Source organism: Streptomyces sp. NPDC046335, assembly GCF_055587985.1.
Window position 1 is genome coordinate 1 of record NZ_JBVJFF010000014.1, and the last position, 16335, is coordinate 16335.

Below are 16335 nucleotides of genomic sequence, written 5' to 3' on the forward strand. Positions count from 1 at the left end.
CCCCTGTGCGCGACCGCACGGTTGGCGCCTCGTCGAGGAATTACCGGTTCTCGGCGAACGTGCAGGTCATCATCGACGCGGACAGCCGCCTGGTCGTCGCGAGCGCCCGCCCGGCGCCGGGGAACAAGGCCGACGCTCACGTCTGGCGCGAGTCGGATCTGCCGGCCGCGGCAGCCGGGGAGGACGGTCATCGCGGATGGCGCCTACCTGGGCACCGGCCTGATCGTCCCGCACCGCAGAAGGGCCGGACGGCCTCTCCTGCCCGGGCAGGAGGAGGACAACGCCGAACACCGCAGGGTCAGAGCACGCGTCGAGCACACCTTCGCCCACATGAAGAACTGGAAGATCCTCCGCGACTGCCGCCAGAGGGGCGACGGCCTCCATCACACCGTCCAGGCCGTCGCCACCATGCACAACCTCGCCCTCGCCGCATGAACCAGCAGGTCAGCCGCCCACTTCCGGCTGCGTGATCACAGCCTTCTGCAACACCCTTCAGCCAGCCCGGCCAAAGCTGATGAGGTCCGGCAGCAGCATGAGAGATCCGACCACGATCCAACCTCCGCCGACGATCCTGAACGTCTTCGGCGTCGCGGAACCCGTGAATGGCATCTGTCGCGCAACAAGGTCGAAGAACCTTTCAGCCGCCCCCCGCACGTTCAGAGCGAGCACGAGGCCGGCAACGATGAAGATCCCAGCCCCGATCCACAAGATCCATATGCCGTCGTTGGCCGACTCGCCCACCACGTCTCCCACTCCAGAACCAGACAGCTTCGTGATCCCAACCTGCTCATCCGACGCGGGTCCCTGGTCGTCCAAACGGCCGGGGCGTGGGGAATTACGTGAACTTACCCCTGGGGAAGTACCCGTTCGTCCGCACGGGGCCACACAGGGCCTTGCTTCGGAGTTGGCCCGCCTCGTGTAGTAGCGGAGCGGCTGCGGGCCACGCTCGAATCTGAACGGCTGCCGCCACCGGGCCGCTGTCGGAGGGGGCCACTGGAGTGCCACGGGGAACGCCTTTGTAGCCTGAGTGACCGACAGGTGACGATGTGTCACACGCGCCCGATGGCCAGGAGTTACGACGTGAGCCACCCCTACCCCCAGCAGCCCCCGGAAGGCGCGCCTCAAGGGCCGTACGGCTATCCGGCAGCACAGCCGATACCCGGCGCCCCGCAGCAGTACCCCCATGCGCAGTACCCGCAGCAGTATCACCACGCGCAGTACCCCCACCCGCAGTATCCGCAGTACCCGCATCCGCAAGATCCGGAGTACACGCCGTACGCGAGCTGGGGTCAGCGCGCGGGAGCCTTCCTCCTGGACTGTCTGATCAACTTCGGTCCGTTCTGGCTTCTCATGGGGATCGCGGACGTGATCGACGATCGCAATTCCGGCGAGGGCCTGGACCTGTATCTGGGCTATGTGGCCATGGCCTACGTGATCGTCGCCTGCATCGTGCAGGCGGTCCGTGAGGGCCGTACCGGGCAGAGTTTGGGCAAGACGGTTCTCGGCATCCGCGTTGTCCGTATGTCTGACAGACTCGCGCCCGGCGGCGGCCTGGCCTTCGTCCGTCGACTCTGCCAGTTCCTCAACTACCCGGCGTTCTGTTTGGGCTGGCTGTGGGCGAGCTGGGACCCGAAGTCCCAGACGTTCGCCGACAAGATCACCGGTGTCGTGGTGATCAGTGCTGACGCCGCCGTCGCACCGCATTCTGCTGCCACGAGTTGGTGACCCAGGCCGCTCGGCCCTCGGACATGAGGCGGAGCGACGAGAGAACGCACCGAAGACCGGACGCAGTGAGAAGCAGGCCCCCGATGGGCGCACCGCCGAAGATGTCAGCACGCGACGCGTTCAACCTGAACATGCAGGACGCCGAAATGCTGGTTGAACTCGCCAAGCTGCTGAGCAACCAGCGGGTTCGAAGAATGCGCGTCGAGCTAAGGGAACGCCTCGGCAGCGCGTTGTCCCTTCCGCAGAAACATTGGAACGACCTTGAGTGCCTGGAGAACGAGCGCGTGTTCGTCACCTTCAAGCCCGGGCACGCCGAATGGCGCGAGCGTCTGGATGAGCCCAACCGGGTCATGGAGCTCTACCCCGCCGCCATAAGTGCCTGACACTGTCGGGGATCTTTGACGGCCTCGGTCTCCTGTCCCAGACCCGGTGGAGAGCAGGCGTCTCAGCCCTCGGCGGGGGGCGGCGGGCTGGTCTGCTTGCCGGGAATCGGATCGCCACCAACGGGGTTGGTGGAGGATGAACCGATATTGGAGGGGTCATGCGAGCGATTCAGGTGTACGAAGTGGGCGGTCCCGAGGTGTTGCAGGAGGCCGAGGTGGACCAGCCGCGGCCGGGTCCGGGCGAGGCGGTCGTGGAGGTCGCCGCATCCGGGGTCAACTTCCTCGACGTCTACCACCGCGAAGGCCGGTACAGCCTCCCGCTGCCCTTCACCCCAGGCGCTGAGGGCGCCGGCACGGTCGTCGAAGTTGGACCCGGCGTCGCTGACGTCGCAGTCGGAGACCGGGTCGGTTGGGTGGAGATTCCCGGCACGTATGCCGAGCGGGCCGTCGTGGACTCCTCCCGGCTGGTACCGCTGCCCGACGACATCGGCTTCGAGACAGCCGCCGCCGTGCTCCTCCAAGGCATGACCGCGCACTATCTCGTCAAGGACGCCTACCCGGTTCAGGGGGGCGACACGGTGCTCGTGCATACGGCTGCTGGTGGCATGGGGCTGCTTTTGACCCAGCTCATCACCCATCTCGGCGGCAGGGTGATCGGCACGACGTCGACCACGGCGAAGGCCGAGCTGGCGAAGCGTGCCGGGGCCGCTGAGGTGATCCTTTCCTCCGCAGTCGACGATCTCGCAGCCGAGGTGAGGCGGCTCAACGGCGGTCAGGGACTGCCGGTTGTCTTCGACGGGGTCGGCGCGCACACCTTCGATGCGAGCCTCGCCAGCCTGCGAACCCGCGGCCATCTCGTACTCTTCGGCGCGGCAAGTGGTGCCGTGCCGCCGTTTGATCCGATTCGGCTCGCCCACGGCGGTTCGCTGACCCTGATCCGGCCCAGCCTCGGGGACTTCATCGCCGATCGGTCCGAACTGCTCCGACGGGCCGCCGATGTGTTCGAGTGGGTGCGCTCCAAGGCGCTTGAGGTCACCGTAACGGGACGCTACGCATTGTCCGAGGCCGCCCGGGCCCACAGTGATCTGGAGGCTCGGCGTACCACCGGCAAGCTGCTCGTCGTACCAGCTGCGGCCGCTATGGGACGCCGCGAGGAGACGCAGAGCTGATCGAGGGTGACGAGTCGGGGACCTTGGAGACTGAGATGTCGAGGGCATGGCCGACCGTCATCGCCAAGATCCCCGACAGCGTCCCTCTAAAGCAGGACCCGCCGCCCAGCCGCCTGCTGGAACTCTCGCTCACGGTCGACGACTACCTGGCGATCGAAGAAGTACACGAAGAAGGCATGGGGCCTTCGCCAGGTCATCGAACTCGAAGTCCGTCAACAGGCTAGTCCCGCGCCTGGGCGGATCGGCCAGCCCTTCAACCTCGTGGGCAAGAGCGCACTCTTTCCCAGATCGACAAGAGCCGCAAGGACGCGAAGAAGGTCTCGACACAGGAGCTGGAGCGAATCGTCGAGCGACGCAACCTCATTGCACACACAGGCGCTCGAAGCGGCAGAGGCCGAGCCATAATCAGCGTTGCAGAGGCCGAAGCCGAGTCTCAGCCCGCGCTCGCCCCAGGCTCCCCGCACTCGCCGTCAACGGCCTGGTACGGCTCCGTCCTGCTGCACGCGGGTGAACCCCGCATGCACCTCGCAGATTGCCACCGCTGCCGGCACCTCGACAGCAAAACACGGCGTACCCGGTTGGTGTTCATCTGCACGATGTGCCGGCGCAGGGGCATGCCGACATGGCGGTGTTCTCGTATAGCTGCCGCCACCCGTCATGTAGCGCTGAGTAACTACGCGGGGCTGCGGTCGCGCTGCTGGAAGGCGGCGAAGTCGGTGTGCGCCGTCTTGATGGCCTCCGGGTACGCCTGGGTCTTCTCGTGCTTGGCCAGCGCCCGGTAGATGCTGGAGAGGCTGGGGTTCTGTCCTTTGCGGCGGCCGGTGGGGATGAGCAGGTCCGGCTGGATGTCCTCGACGGTCTCGCCGTACGCGCGGCGGCGGAGCACGGTGTGCAGCATGTCGTCGGTCATGACCGGGGGCCGGCCGCCGTGGTTGCCCCTGCGGGCCGCAGTGTCGAGTCCTTCGAGGGTGGCCTCGCGGATGTTCTCGCGTTCGGTCTCGGCCATCGCGGCGAAGAACCCGAACAGCAGGCGTCCTGGACCGCTGGGGTCGTACATCCCCTGGAGGGGTCCTGCGAGCATCTCCAGCACCAGGCTGTGAGCGGTGAGGTGATCGGCCAGGGCTGTCAGCTCTGCGGCATCGCGTCCGAGGCGCTTCATCTCGTAGACGGTGAAGATCACCCGGCAGTGCGGAGCATGGGCCTTGATCTCGCGAGCGGCGGTGAGGGCTGCCTCGAACTGCGGGCGGACCCTCACGCGGGTGCTGATCTTCTCAGCGAAGATCTTGTCGCGGGGGATGCGCTTGGCCGCGAGCGCGTCGAGTTGTGTCTGGAGTTCCTGGGTGAGGGGCGAGCATCGGGCGTATCCGATGCGGATGTCGGCGCTCGGGGTGTCGGGGTCGACGGGCGCGGACACCGGGGTGCCCGGCCGCCACGGCTGGCCGGGCCCACGGTCGGCGGGGGTGGGCGCGCGCAGGAGTTTCGCGAGCTGGGGCACCTTGGTGAAGCGGCCGGTGTGATAGGTCCCGGCAACCGCGCCGGAGCGCGAGCGGCAGGGTGAGCCCGGCGATGTGTGACAGCGTGGGCAGGGGTAGCGCTCGACGTCGTCCGCTTCGGACGCGGGTGCGGTTTGAGGGTCCGCCATAACCCCGGTGCTGTCACAAACATTTCTCAGAACATGCCTCGTTCCACTTTTGGGTGAGAACGAGTTGTGACAGTGAATCCGCGATCCCAACCGCTCCCGCCGATTGACGATCGCGCCATCCGCTAACAACGATCCAGCGATCGCGTGTGCGGGAACGGCCGGGTGGAAGGTGCTTCAGGAGGGCCCCGACCGCGACAGCCAGTCGGCGATCGCGTCGCGCGTGGCACGCGTATGAGGGTGTTCGGGGCCCAGGATGCTCGTCTGGTCGGCGAGCAGTTCGGTGAGCAGGGCCACGGCCCGTCCCGGTTCGCCGGCCTCGCCCCGCCAGTGGGCGAGGGAATGGCGCGTCTTGAGGGTGTCCGGGTGCTCGGGTCCCAGGTTGCCCGTCTGGTCGGCGAGCAGTTCGGTGAGCAGGGCCACGGCCCGTCCCGGTTCGCCAGCCTCGCCCCGCCAGTGGGCGAGGGCGTGGCGCGTCGCAAGCCTTTGGGGATCGAAGGTGTCGAGTAGCCGCACCTGGTCGGCCAGCAGTTCTTCGAAGCCGGTTACTGCACCGGAAGAGTTCCCCGCCCTTCCCCTCCACCATGCCAGACCGTAGCGTGCGGACGGGACAGGGGCTTCGAGCTGAGGCAGCGCACCGGGGCTGCGGTCCGTAGCCCCGCTTCTGGCCTCCAGGGCAACGGCCACCTCCTCGTCCCTGATTCTCTGTGCCGCGCGGACACTGCGACGTGGAGAGAAAGTGCGAGTCTTGTATGTAAGCGCCTGTATGCGGTCGGCCAGCAGGGCTTCGAAGGCATTGACGGCCGTGGTCGGATCGCCGCTCTCCCCCCGTGCCCAGGCCAGGCCGTAGCGGGTACCAAAAGTGCTCAGGTCATTCCTTCCGAACACCGCTTCCCTATCGAGGAGCAACTTTTCGAAAACGACCACTGCCCCGGCAAAGTCGCCTGCCTCCAGCTGCCACCAGGCAACGTTGTGCCGGGCGCTGAACTGCTGAATGTCCTTGCCGCGCTCGTACGCGCGTCTGTTGCTGGGGCTCTGGAAGAGCTCCGGTTTGGGCACTTCCTGCGCGGACAGACCGGTGAGAAGGTCCTTGAACTGGTCCCGGGCTACTGCGGACTGTCCCGCCGCACCCACACGGAGCGCGAGACTGAAACGGCGAGAAATGTCGAGGGTGCCCATGTGGGTCGCCAGGGCCTCGGCGTTGGCGCGCAGGACAGGCAGGAGGGTGAAGTCCCGATCCCGCTCGCGCCATACATACTCCACGCACTCCGCCGCTAGGGAGGCGTCATTATCGATCATCCGGGTGCGCCAGTCCGACGCATCCATGCGGCCGTCTTGGACGTACTCCAGGTCGTAGGCTTCCCTGGTGGCGCGCTGTACGAGGTTATGGACACGCACCGTTTCATGGCGGGCGTCGGGAACGAAGTCGACCAGACTCAGCCGGTGCAGACAGCGCAGCGAGTCTGCCGCCTCCTGAACAGAGACGGACTCGGGCGCTTTCTTTCGCTCTCTTCGCCCGAGGGCCATCGCTTTGCGGTGTCTTCCCAGGCTCTTCAGGACGGGGGGTGCGGTGAGGATCACCACCGGGATTCCGTTGGGATCCAGTACGGAGGCCAACTCCAGCATGCACCGGGCCAGGCCCTGAGGGCGAAGGGCATCAGCATAATCAACGGACAGTGACCACGTTGCAGCAATAATCCTGCGATGGTCATCGGGCAGGTGCCCCTCCTCGGGCATCACGTCGGCCAGCTCACGCGTTCGGTCGGCCAGTCTGGTCCGGTAGGTGGCGCAGCTCAAGCCCAGATCGACCAGGTAGGTCACGGCCTGCGCCAGCGCCAAAGGCAGATGGCCCAGGTCATCTGCGAGGTCGGCGATCTGCGAGTCGTCGTCGTTGCGATGTGCTGCGGCGAGCTTGGCGGTCAGATAAGCGATGGACTCCGCGGGGGAGAAGAGACCGATGTCGATCCGTCTACGTCCGGGTCCGCTCAGTGCCGCATCGCGACGACGGGTGGTGACCAGGGCCCTACCCCGGCGTTGCGTGGGTGGCCACAGGCCGCGCAGATCGGCAGGATCGGCGAGATCGTCGAGGACGATGAGCCATTTCCTGTCGGTCGTCTGCAGCCAGCTGAGCATGCGGGCCGCTGCATCTTCGGCATCTTCAGGATCAGCCCCCGCGACTTCGGCACCTGCTTGCGCGTACGCCGCAGTGATCGCTTCGCGGCTGCTGGCGGTAACCCACATGAGCAGGTCCACCTCGCCTGCGTCCCATGTTGTACTGGCGTAGTGCGCGGCGAGTTGCGTCTTGCCCACCCCGCCCGTTCCGGAGAGCAGCTGACACACCACCGGGGTACCGCCCTCAGCAACAGCCCAGTCCAAGCGGGAGGCGGCCTCCCGATGCTGGAAGCAGTCGGCCTGACCGGGGACAAGTCCGAATTGGCGCGGCCACTTTTCCCGCGCCGGCGGTGATTCGTGGATGACGACGCTGTCGGCACTGCCCACAGCCACCCCGCCATGCTGGGCAATGATCGTCATGTGCGCGTTGAGAATCGGCACCGTGCCACCGGGTGAGGTAGAAGCTATTCCACACCCGGCTGGGGAGGGTTTCCGATGTTCACCGTCCCCATCCGGAGAGCCGCAGCCGACCCACCCTCTGCACGCATGTCCACGTTCCCGCCGATGGAGATCCCCTCATCCCCTGCCGCCACCCCGCCGGCAGATTGGGCGAGTGCAATCAATTCCCTCAGCTGGGAAGCTACTTCGATACGGTCATCCGCAGTCAAGGGCTCCAGCAGGCTCTCGAACCGCTCTTGCCACACACCTTCGAGACGCCTGCGCCGCTCGCCATCCGCGCCTTCGGTGCCGCCTAACGCCGCCACCGTGCGGTCAGATCTCGCGAGGGCATGCTCAGCATCTTCTCCCTCGCCTCGACCGAGAATGCCCGCAAGTCGCCCTCGGACGCTTGCCCAGACATCCGTGCCTGCGGCCGCAGCCACTGCAGTACCAGCCGCTCCGGCAAGGGCTATCAGCGTTTCGTCAAGCACCGTGTCTCCCCCAGACCATACTTCCTTCACGTACGGGGCTGTACCCGCACATCTCCCATCCCACGAAGCCTACGACCCTTAACAGTCGGTGGGGACTCGTCTGCAAGGCTGGTGCAAGCCCAACACGCGGTCCCCGTCGTGGCCGTTTCCTTCAAGCCCAACGTTCGTACGTGGACACGGCCCACGAGATCCCCGGAAGTGTCTGCCGCAGGCTCGGCCCCAGGCTCCGGCCAGGACCGGAGCCCAGGTCTCACGCCGGAACTGCGGCTGCCTCACCCTGCGGGGCGCGCGGGCCGGGCACCATCGCCCGGATGGACAGGTCCAGATCGAGGCGGCTGTTCATGTCCAGCTCGAATCTGCCGTACGGATTGACGTGGGTCCAGAACAGCGGCGACAGCGCCCGGCGGGTCCGCGTCGGTGAGCGTGTTCGCCCACTCCGGATCGGCCAGGACCTCCTGCATCAGCAGCGTGTTGACGTGCACCAGCGCGGACTGGAGCAGGTGCAGTGCGAGCATGCTGACCTCCTGGGATTCCTTGTCCGCACCGGCCAGGTCGCCATCCTTGCCGTACAAGAGGTCCTTGTTCGCGCTGTTCCAGTTCTCCACCACCTGCAACCCGGTACGTCGGGTGCTTGGGCCCTCCCCTGGTGAAGCGCCGCAGGACCTGCTCGGCTTCGGCGGTGCCCAGGCGCAGGGCGGTGGTGTACTTCACGATCTGGTCGTACTGCTGGGCGATCAGGTCCCAGTCGATCGCCTTGGTGGAGAGCACCGGGCTCAGCTTCGGCCACTGGTCGTCCTGACCGGCCGCTGGCCGGTACAGCCTCGCGGAGCCGATGTTCTTCAGCCTCGGCATCGGCTTGAAGTCGAGCATGTGGGCGAAGGCGAAGCCGACGATGGAGGCGCCGTGGGTGTCGGTGTACTGCCGGTCGACCTCCATGTCGGTGCAGTGCCGCAACACGCCCTCGATCATCGAGGCGACCTCGGAGGCCGAACAGGACTTGAGCTGGGAGTGAATGCACACCGACTTCCGCTCGACGTGCCAGTAGATCATCACACCGGGGCCGCGGTAGCGCTGGTGCCACTCGGTCAGGTTGGAGGACGGTGACTCTCCTGCGGCCGAGACGGAGCGTGGGTGATGGGATCGTGGTCGGCTCGTGGGTGGGGCACGAGAGCGTCCAGGAGTCGCCGTATCTCTGCCACGGTGAGCGGGATGAGGGCTGATCCGTTTCTGCAGCCCCCTTTGCGGTCTCGCCGGTCCGGGCGGCGAGTGCGGTCAGGATGGCGTGGGCGAGCGTCGCCAGGGTGATGTGCCGATACCAGCCGACATAGCGGCGGACCTCGTACTCGTCCAGGCCGCACTCGTTCTTCGCGGCCTGGGAACACTCCTCGATCGCCCAGCGGAAGCCGGCGACGCGGGCCAGCTCGGCGATCTCGACACCCACGGGGGCGTAGGCCAGGTAGTAGACGGGTTGGTCGGGGTCGGACAGGCTGCGGCGCGCCATGAGCCACCGGTGATGGGTTGGCGGGTCGGGGTCGAAGATGATGTTGGCGGGCAGCTTGGCCCCGGCCCGGTCGTAGATCCGCGGCCCCTTGGCGCCGTCACCGCAGGACAGCCGTTGCCAGGTATCACCGAGTGCTTCGTCGATTGAGCTGGTCGATGCGCCAGATGCCGGCCAGGGACTTGATCCGCTGGGACTTGGGCACCGCCACCACATAACCGATGTCGAGTTGTTCGAGCAGGCGGCGAAAGTGCCAGTCCTGCCCGTAGGCCTCGTCTGCGGTGACCCACTTGGCGGACAGGCCGGTGGCCAGGCAGCGGCGGATGATGTTCCGGGCCAGCTCTCCCTTGGTCGCGAAGCAGCGTTCGTCGGGGATCTTCGCCGCCCGGCAGCGGCCGCGGCCGGACGTCCCGGCTTTGGGCAAGTAGAGTTCCCGGTCCACCAGGCCCGACCCGAGCCGGTGGCATAGGCGGCGAACACCTCGATCTGGCAGTTGTCGATCCTTTTCCCGAGGCGCCGGTGTACTGCCGGCCGACCCCGGCTGAGGTGGTGCCCTTCTTGACGAACCCGGTGTCGTCAATGATCAGCACTCCGTCCGGTCCGAGCCGCTCGGCGACGTAGGCACGGACGTCGTCACGCAGGGCGTCCGCGTCCCAGACGCTGCTGTTCAGCAGCCGCTGAAAGCCGTCGGGGTGTGGTGGTCTGCCCCTTCAGCGAGCTGCCAGCCGTTCTTGCGTGCCACCCGCCCCAGCAAACCACGCACGAGCCCCGCATCCGCCACCGCAGATCCGCCCGGCCGAACCGGCCCGCCACCCGTGCAAACACCGACTCCAACTCGGCAGGCCAGCAACCGCTTCATTCATGCCCTCCATGCCAGAACAACGACAACCGCCAGCTCAGGGCACGAACCGCTGCTGGAGTACTAAGGCGGGAGACATCCCCGCATCGGTGGGTCATGCCGCACCGGCGAGTTAGATTTTTCCGTTCAGAGGGATTAATAGTGCTATGGATAGCTATAGTCCACCTGGAGTCCTCTTTCGGTGTTTTCCTCCGGAGACGCACAGTGTGCCGCTGGCTCGGCGGTTCGTGCGGTCGGTGTTGCGTGGTGTCGCGCCGGAGGTGGTGGACACCGCCGAGCTGCTGGCCAGCGAGCTGGTGACCAACGCTGTGCTGCACGCGCGTACCGAGGTAGAGGTGCGGGTCTGGTCGCACGAGGGACAAGTGCGTGTACGAGTCGGCGACGGTCGGCCGGACCGCCCGCTCGTGCCGCGGGAGGCCAGGCCGTATGCCGGTGCCGGACGGGGCCTTGCTGTGGTCGAGAGGCTGGCTTCCAGCCATGGAGCCCACGTCGGGGAGGGCCGTAAGACGGTCTGGTTCGAGCTGTGGCCCAAGGCCCCGGTGCCGCCGACGTCCGGGTGGGAATCCGCGCCGATGCGCGAGCCAACCGCGACCGTGACACTGATCGACATGCACGACATCGTGTTCCGCGCGGCGCAGCAGCACGGTGACGAGATGCTGCGCGAGCTGATTCTGACGACCCGCGTCGAGGAGTGCGCCAGAGTGTCGAGCGCCGAGCTGTTGGTCGCCAATGATGTGACCAACGTGATTAACGCGTGCATGACATCCGCCCTTGAGGAGACGGTCACCGGCGGCGCCACGGTGACCCTGGACATCGCCTTTCCCGTGGCCGCCGCGCCGGCCGTGGACACATTGCGGCACGTGCTCGAACACGGCGACGCGGCGGCGCAGCTGGGGTCCCTGCTCACCCTCCCGGCTCCGCCGCACGTGCGGAGCCACTACCAGTGGGTGCTCGACCAACTGGTCACTCAACTCTCCGGAGGTCCGCCCACCGCGTGGACGCTGCTGCCCGGCGTGCCGGACGCGATGGCCGCCGAACTGACGCCGTGGGATGCCGGCGACGTGGAGGACAGCAGCGTCCCGACTGTCGCGGCCGACGACGACGGCCGGATCATCGCGGCTAACGCCGCTCTGGCGGACCTGCTGGGATGGCAGACCGACGACCTGATCGGCCGGCCGTTGACTGTGCTGATTCCCAAACATCTGCGCGAGCGTCACCGGGCTGGATTCACCGCGCTCCGGCTGACCGGCCGGTCCCGCATCATGGGCCGGTCCATCCCACTGCCGGCGTTGCACCATGACGGCACCCTGGTCCCCGTGCGTCTGCACATCCAGAGTCAGGAGGCGGTGGACGGCCGCACGGTGCGGGTCGGTCAGTTCATGCCCAGAGCGATGGCTCCCGGGGAGGACCAGCCGGTATCACGTCCCGACCCCGGGCCCTCGGTGCGGCTGCATGCCGGCTCGGCAACGGCGCCGCAGGCCGGCGGTGAGAAGGCGTCACGGGATGGAGAGCGGTCGAGTCTGCCGGCCGACACCGCCAGCGCGCTGTCGAGCACACTCGACTTGCGCGAGGGACTGCGCCGGGTGTGCCACGTCCTCACCCAGCAGTTGGCCGACTGGTGCGTGGTCGACCTGCTCGACGAGCACGGGGATGTCGAACGGGTCTGCGTCGTCCACCGCGAGCCCCAGGCACTGGGCATCGGGGTGGATCTCGGCAGGCTGCCCCCGCTGTCCGAGAACGCGCGGGGACCGCTGGCCCGGGTACTGCACGGCGCGGGCCCCCTGCTGATCACCGATATCCCCTCGCCGGAACAGGCGGAAAGCGCCCTGGACGCCCGCCAGCTGGAGCTCTTCGAGCGGCTGAACGCCAGCAGCACCATCATGGCCCCACTGCGGGCCCGCCGCGAGGTACTGGGCGCCCTGATCGTCGTACGCACCGGCCACGACCACCCCTTCACGGAAGAGGACGCGCTCCTCGTCGCCGACCTCGTAAAAGGCATCTCACTGAGTGTCGACAACGCCCGTCTGCACCAGCACACCCGTACCGCGGCCGAGCGCCTTCAGCGCTCCCTGCTGCCCCGCCTCCCGCACATCCCGTCCATGCAGATCACCGCCCGCTATGCCCCGTCCAGTACCACCGCCCAGGTCGGCGGCGACTGGTTCGACGCCTTCACCCTGCCCGACGGCGACACGGCACTGGTCATCGGAGATGTGTCCGGGCATGATCTGAACGCCGCCGTGACGATGAGTCAACTACGCAACATGCTCCGAGGCATCGCCGTCGACTGCCAGGACCAACCCTCGGAAGTACTGCGCCGCCTCGACCTCGCGACGCTCACCCTTTATCCGCAATCCACCGCCACCTGCGCCTACGCCGTCGTCAAAGGCACCCGCAACGGCCCATGGGAAGTACACCACTCCTCCGCCGGACACCTCCCCCTGCTGCTGACCTGCCCCAACGGCGACACCCACTACCTGGACACCGCCTCCGGTCTCCTCATCGGCATGGACAGCACCCTTCCCAGACCCACCGCCCGCGACCCGCTGCCGGCCCACTCCACCCTGCTCATGTTCACCGACGGCCTGATCGAACGCCCAGGAGAATCTCTCAGCGACGCCATGACCCGCCTGCGCCGGCACACCGCTGCCCTCGCCCAGGCACCCCTCGACGTCTTCTGTGACGAGCTGATTCTCGGCCTCGGCGCCGGCAGCACCGACGACATCGCCCTCCTCGCCCTGCGTCCCACCCCGCCAGGCGCATGACAGGCGGCCGTCCGCCCGGTGGCTGAGCCCTCTCACACCAACCCCACCGGGGCCGCATAGTTCGTAGCGGCGGCGAAGGCGGCAGCGGCCGGTCAGCCAGGACGTTGGGTCGGCCGCGCGGTGAGGTGCATGCCGTGACAGGCCCTGTTCCGCACGGCCTCCCGCCGAACAGGCCACGACCGTTTTGCGGCCTCGTCGGAACATGACGCGCGCCCAGTCGGAAAGCTCCCATCCGGCATGTGCGAGGTCGGCGAGAGCACGGACGTGGTGCACTTGCGCGTTGCCCTTGCTTCCGCAGATCTCGCAGGTGTCCGCCAGGAGTCTCGCGATGAGTTCCTTTTGCGGATAGTCCACCCGGACCGGCCCACGATCGCGTGATCGCTGCTGTTGATTCAGGCCCTGCTTATCCCGTCGAGCGGGCGGTAGCTGAACCCGTGCCGGGGGTGACCTCGAAGCTTGTGAGATCCGAGGTCACCCCGTACGCGGATTGCGGGACGCCTCAGTCGTCGCACGCGTCGATGTCGTCGTCGCACCCGTCCACATCGCCGGGGTCGACCGCGTTGAGACGCCATGCGATGAGTCCTGTGCCGCGCTTGTAGGGGTCGACGCGGGCTTTGAAGGGCTTGTCCGCCGGGAGGTTGAACTGGTCCGCCTCGCGGTCCCCGCAACCCAGCCCGTAGGACTGCTCCTCTTCCCCCCGGGACAGAATCAGGGTGAGCTCCTCGACACTGTCCGTGTCGCAGGTGATGTCCAGCCGGTAGGGCTTGTCACCGCTCACCGAGAAGGACTTGTCCAGGCCCGAACCGATGTAGGCAGTGCCGGAGTCGAGGAGGTCCGGTTCTGTTCCGTCGTCGGCAGCGGCCTCCAGCGCGCGCTCCGCACGCTGCAACGCGTCGTCGGGCTCCCAGGGGCGGGTGCCCCTGGAGGATGCGGACGGCTTCGGCGGCTGCGACGAAGCACCGGTGCTCCCCGGCGGGTCATTCCTGCTGCCTTCATCCCCGCTCCGCTCATCCGCGCAGCCGGACATCAGTACGGCCATAGTGGTTACGGACAGAGGAATTGCGTGACGTATCCGCATGAAACGATCCTATCCGGGAGGGACGAGCTGGTATTCGCGCCCCAGTGCGTCGGCCTGGGTGTTGCCGTACACGGAGACCTCGCCGTCGGACCAGCGCACGAAGGCGTCGTCCTCCCAGAGGTTCCCGCCGAATTCGCCCGGAGTGATGACGCGGGCATGCTTCCACGTGCCGTTCGGGCCCTTGAGCCGGTTTTCCTTGCCCAGGCCGTGAGCACCGATGTCCTCGTAGATGGTCAGCTCACCGTCCGACCAGCGTACGAAGACGTCGAAGTCGGAGTTGGTCGACCCGTCGAAGTCGCCAACCTCGATGACGGAGGCGTGGCTTCTTCCACAGGGCGTTGGGGGCCAGGAGCTGCCGCTCTTCGTGGAGGCCGCCGCCGTCGACGTTGGTGTACTTGGTGACTTCGCCGTCCACCCAGCGGACCACCAGGTCGTCGGCCCACTTGTTGCCGTCGTACTTGCCCGTCGCGATGCCCTTGGCGAACTTCCACGTCGAACCGGCCCAGGCGATCGTTATTTCGTTCGCTGGCTGCTCGGAGGTGGAGGTGGGCAGCTGGGTGTTCTCGTCGACGTCCTTGTAGATCGTGACCTCGCCGTCGACCCACTTCACCATGAGGTCGTACGCGTTGGAGCCGGTGTAGTCACCCGCGGTGATCACCCTGCGACTGGTCGCCAGGGTAGAGCGTTACCTCCCCGTCGGACCACTTCACGGACCAGGTCGCCGTCCTTCGTCTTCTGTGACGAGGTGTGGAACTGGCCGGTGGCCGCGGCAGTGGCGTGTCTCCATAGCCCCGCGTCGCCCATGCCCTGGCTCTGGGAGGTTTTGTCCGGCGTGGAGTCGTTCACGGCCTGGTTGTAAAGCCGCACGACATCGGCGTCAAACTGCGAGGAGTAGGAGACGTTGTCGTATTTACCGCCGGTCTTGTAGCCGCCGATGACGCCGATGACGTCTCCGCGCTTGCCTTGAAGTTGCGAAGGAACGGGCCGCCGGATACACCCGGTGCGAATCCGTCGCAGGCGATCTCCAGGAAGCGTCCTGCGTAGGCTGCCGGAGGCGGGGAGGGTGGTCAGCTCGTTGCCCATCCCCGTTGCGTTCTCCAGGAACTGGCCCTTGGGATTCGGGCCGGTCCGCAGGGCGAAGTCGAGGTCATCGGCCTTTTGCGTTCCCAGGGGCAGGTAGCGGCCGTCGATCCAGATCTTCCCTTTCTTGACCGGGAAGACGCCGTAGGGGGCGATGCCGCGGCCCCTGTGCTGTGGGCCGGCCTTCCAGCCGGGCGCGCAGGCAAGGTTGCGGAACCGGTCGTTGTCGTTGTCGTTGAGGCAGTGTGCGGCCGTGATCACCAGGGACTTGTTGGGCGAGACCACGGAGGAGGCGGAGCAGAACTGGTCACGCTTGCCCAGGTCCGACTGCGGGTCGTCGTCCTGGTTGATAGGGAAGACGCCTGCGGTGGCGACACCGTTGTTGTTGAGGCTGGAGGGGGCGCGCAGCAAATCGCCTGCCGTCGTCGGCGGTCCGTCCTCGACTCCCTTTTCGGGGTTGGCGGGCACGGCCTTCGCGATACGGTCCGGAGTCCAGTAGCCCTCAGCGGCTTTGGCTTCGGCGAGCTCCTCCGGGGTGGCCTTGAGCTCCCTGCCTTCCTCAGCCCCCTTGTCCGGGAACTCGGGGGTGGCGTCCGGCGTGCGGGTGGGCGCAGGGGCCTTGACCGGGTCCTGCGTGGCGGAGGTGTCCGGAGTCGGGGTGGATTCCGGAACCCTGGTGGCCTCCGGCGGGGCCGACACATCGGGGGTGGGGCTACCGGGCTCGACGGCTCGACGTGGCCGCTGACGCGAGGTGAGGCGAGGTGAGCAGGACGGCAGTTGCCGTGGCGCCGAGCGCGGCAGTGCGCACTATGGCACGTATTCGTTGGGTCACGTGGATCTTTCACTCTGCAACTCAAAAAGAGGCATACGGCGGCCGTACAACCGCATGGCGTCCAGGACGCCACGGCATTGGTACACACCAATGCACATCTCTGATTTCCGCGTCCGACACCTGTCATCTGGCCAACCGCCGACACCCCACCTCCACAGAGAGCCCGGCGAAGACCACGAACGAGTGCTGGCCGGACCTGCCGGGTGTACGACCTGCCCTCCAGACATGCCCGTCGGGCCACGAAAGACCGGGCGGTTTCCTGGGCGGTT

10 protein-coding genes and 4 pseudogenes are annotated in these 16335 nt (G+C 67.1%); 5 read left to right on the forward strand and 9 right to left on the reverse strand.

The window, feature by feature from the left end; all coding sequences use genetic code 11:
- Nucleotides 1–435: pseudogene (locus ACZ6JY_RS31015) on the forward strand (transposase family protein); the annotation flags it as partial.
- 57 nt (nucleotides 436–492) lie between these two features.
- On the opposite strand, the gene ACZ6JY_RS31020 reads toward ACZ6JY_RS31015, so the two are convergent.
- Nucleotides 493–753 carry a hypothetical protein gene (locus ACZ6JY_RS31020; protein WP_469201139.1) on the reverse strand — a complete coding sequence of 87 codons (261 nt, stop codon included), beginning with the start codon at nucleotides 751–753 and terminating at the stop codon, nucleotides 493–495.
- A gap of 327 nt (nucleotides 754–1080) precedes the next feature.
- On the opposite strand from ACZ6JY_RS31020, the gene ACZ6JY_RS31025 reads away from it, so the two are divergent.
- The 3 genes from ACZ6JY_RS31025 (at nucleotide 1081) to ACZ6JY_RS31035 (ending at nucleotide 3277) form a co-directional block, all read left to right on the forward strand.
- Nucleotides 1081–1725, forward strand: a complete 645-nt coding sequence (locus ACZ6JY_RS31025) for an RDD family protein (RefSeq protein WP_469201141.1) — start codon at nucleotides 1081–1083, stop codon at nucleotides 1723–1725.
- An 83-nt stretch (nucleotides 1726–1808) separates the two neighbouring features.
- A complete protein-coding gene (locus tag ACZ6JY_RS31030) occupies nucleotides 1809–2108 on the forward strand; it encodes a hypothetical protein (protein WP_469201143.1) in 300 nt (99 codons plus the stop codon).
- Between the two features lie 158 nt (nucleotides 2109–2266).
- Nucleotides 2267–3277, forward strand: coding sequence for a quinone oxidoreductase family protein (locus tag ACZ6JY_RS31035; protein ID WP_469201145.1), 1011 nt, complete (start codon nucleotides 2267–2269; stop codon nucleotides 3275–3277).
- A 673-nt stretch (nucleotides 3278–3950) separates the two neighbouring features.
- On the opposite strand, the gene ACZ6JY_RS31040 is transcribed toward ACZ6JY_RS31035, so the two are convergent.
- The 4 genes and pseudogenes from ACZ6JY_RS31040 to ACZ6JY_RS31055 form a co-directional block, all read right to left on the reverse strand.
- The gene (locus ACZ6JY_RS31040; RefSeq protein WP_469201147.1) at nucleotides 3951–4919 is read right to left on the reverse strand and encodes a recombinase family protein; all 969 of its coding nucleotides are present in this window, start codon (nucleotides 4917–4919) and stop codon (nucleotides 3951–3953) included.
- Between the two features lie 174 nt (nucleotides 4920–5093).
- A complete protein-coding gene (locus ACZ6JY_RS31045) occupies nucleotides 5094–7448 on the reverse strand; it encodes a tetratricopeptide repeat protein (RefSeq protein ID WP_469201149.1) in 2355 nt (784 codons plus the stop codon).
- 759 nt (nucleotides 7449–8207) lie between these two features.
- A pseudogene (locus tag ACZ6JY_RS31050) lies at nucleotides 8208–9046 on the reverse strand (Tn3 family transposase); the annotation flags it as partial.
- 145 nt (nucleotides 9047–9191) lie between these two features.
- A pseudogene (locus ACZ6JY_RS31055) lies at nucleotides 9192–10289 on the reverse strand (IS701 family transposase); the annotation flags it as partial.
- A 171-nt stretch (nucleotides 10290–10460) separates the two neighbouring features.
- On the opposite strand from ACZ6JY_RS31055, the gene ACZ6JY_RS31060 reads away from it, so the two are divergent.
- A complete protein-coding gene (locus ACZ6JY_RS31060) occupies nucleotides 10461–13076 on the forward strand; it encodes a SpoIIE family protein phosphatase (protein ID WP_469201150.1) in 2616 nt (871 codons plus the stop codon).
- A 177-nt stretch (nucleotides 13077–13253) separates the two neighbouring features.
- Here ACZ6JY_RS31060 and ACZ6JY_RS31065 read toward each other — a convergent pair.
- The 4 genes and pseudogenes from ACZ6JY_RS31065 to ACZ6JY_RS31080 form a co-directional block, all read right to left on the reverse strand.
- A pseudogene (locus tag ACZ6JY_RS31065) lies at nucleotides 13254–13430 on the reverse strand (HNH endonuclease); the annotation flags it as partial.
- A gap of 145 nt (nucleotides 13431–13575) precedes the next feature.
- Entirely contained in the window at nucleotides 13576–13965 is a 390-nt protein-coding gene (locus ACZ6JY_RS31070) for a hypothetical protein (protein WP_469201152.1), read from the reverse strand.
- Nucleotides 13966–14392: 427 nt separating this feature from the next.
- The gene (locus ACZ6JY_RS31075; RefSeq protein ID WP_469201154.1) at nucleotides 14393–14812 is read right to left on the reverse strand and encodes a hypothetical protein; all 420 of its coding nucleotides are present in this window, start codon (nucleotides 14810–14812) and stop codon (nucleotides 14393–14395) included.
- Nucleotides 14809–15933 (reverse strand): RAD23 family protein, encoded by a 1125-nt coding sequence (locus ACZ6JY_RS31080; protein ID WP_469201156.1) that lies wholly within the window; start codon nucleotides 15931–15933, stop codon nucleotides 14809–14811. Before ACZ6JY_RS31080 ends, ACZ6JY_RS31075 begins: the two co-directional genes overlap by 4 nt.
- Nucleotides 15934–16335 lie beyond the last annotated feature (402 nt).

Coding starts and splice junctions, on each gene's coding strand:
- ACZ6JY_RS31030 (WP_469201143.1), top strand. CDS start 1,809: ATGGGCGCACCGCCGAAGATGTCAGCACGCGACGCGTTCAACCTGAAC.
- ACZ6JY_RS31035 (WP_469201145.1), top strand. CDS start 2,267: ATGCGAGCGATTCAGGTGTACGAAGTGGGCGGTCCCGAGGTGTTGCAG.
- ACZ6JY_RS31040 (WP_469201147.1), bottom strand. CDS start 4,919: ATGGCGGACCCTCAAACCGCACCCGCGTCCGAAGCGGACGACGTCGAG.
- ACZ6JY_RS31045 (WP_469201149.1), bottom strand. CDS start 7,448: ATGACGATCATTGCCCAGCATGGCGGGGTGGCTGTGGGCAGTGCCGAC.
- ACZ6JY_RS31060 (WP_469201150.1), top strand. CDS start 10,461: ATGGATAGCTATAGTCCACCTGGAGTCCTCTTTCGGTGTTTTCCTCCG.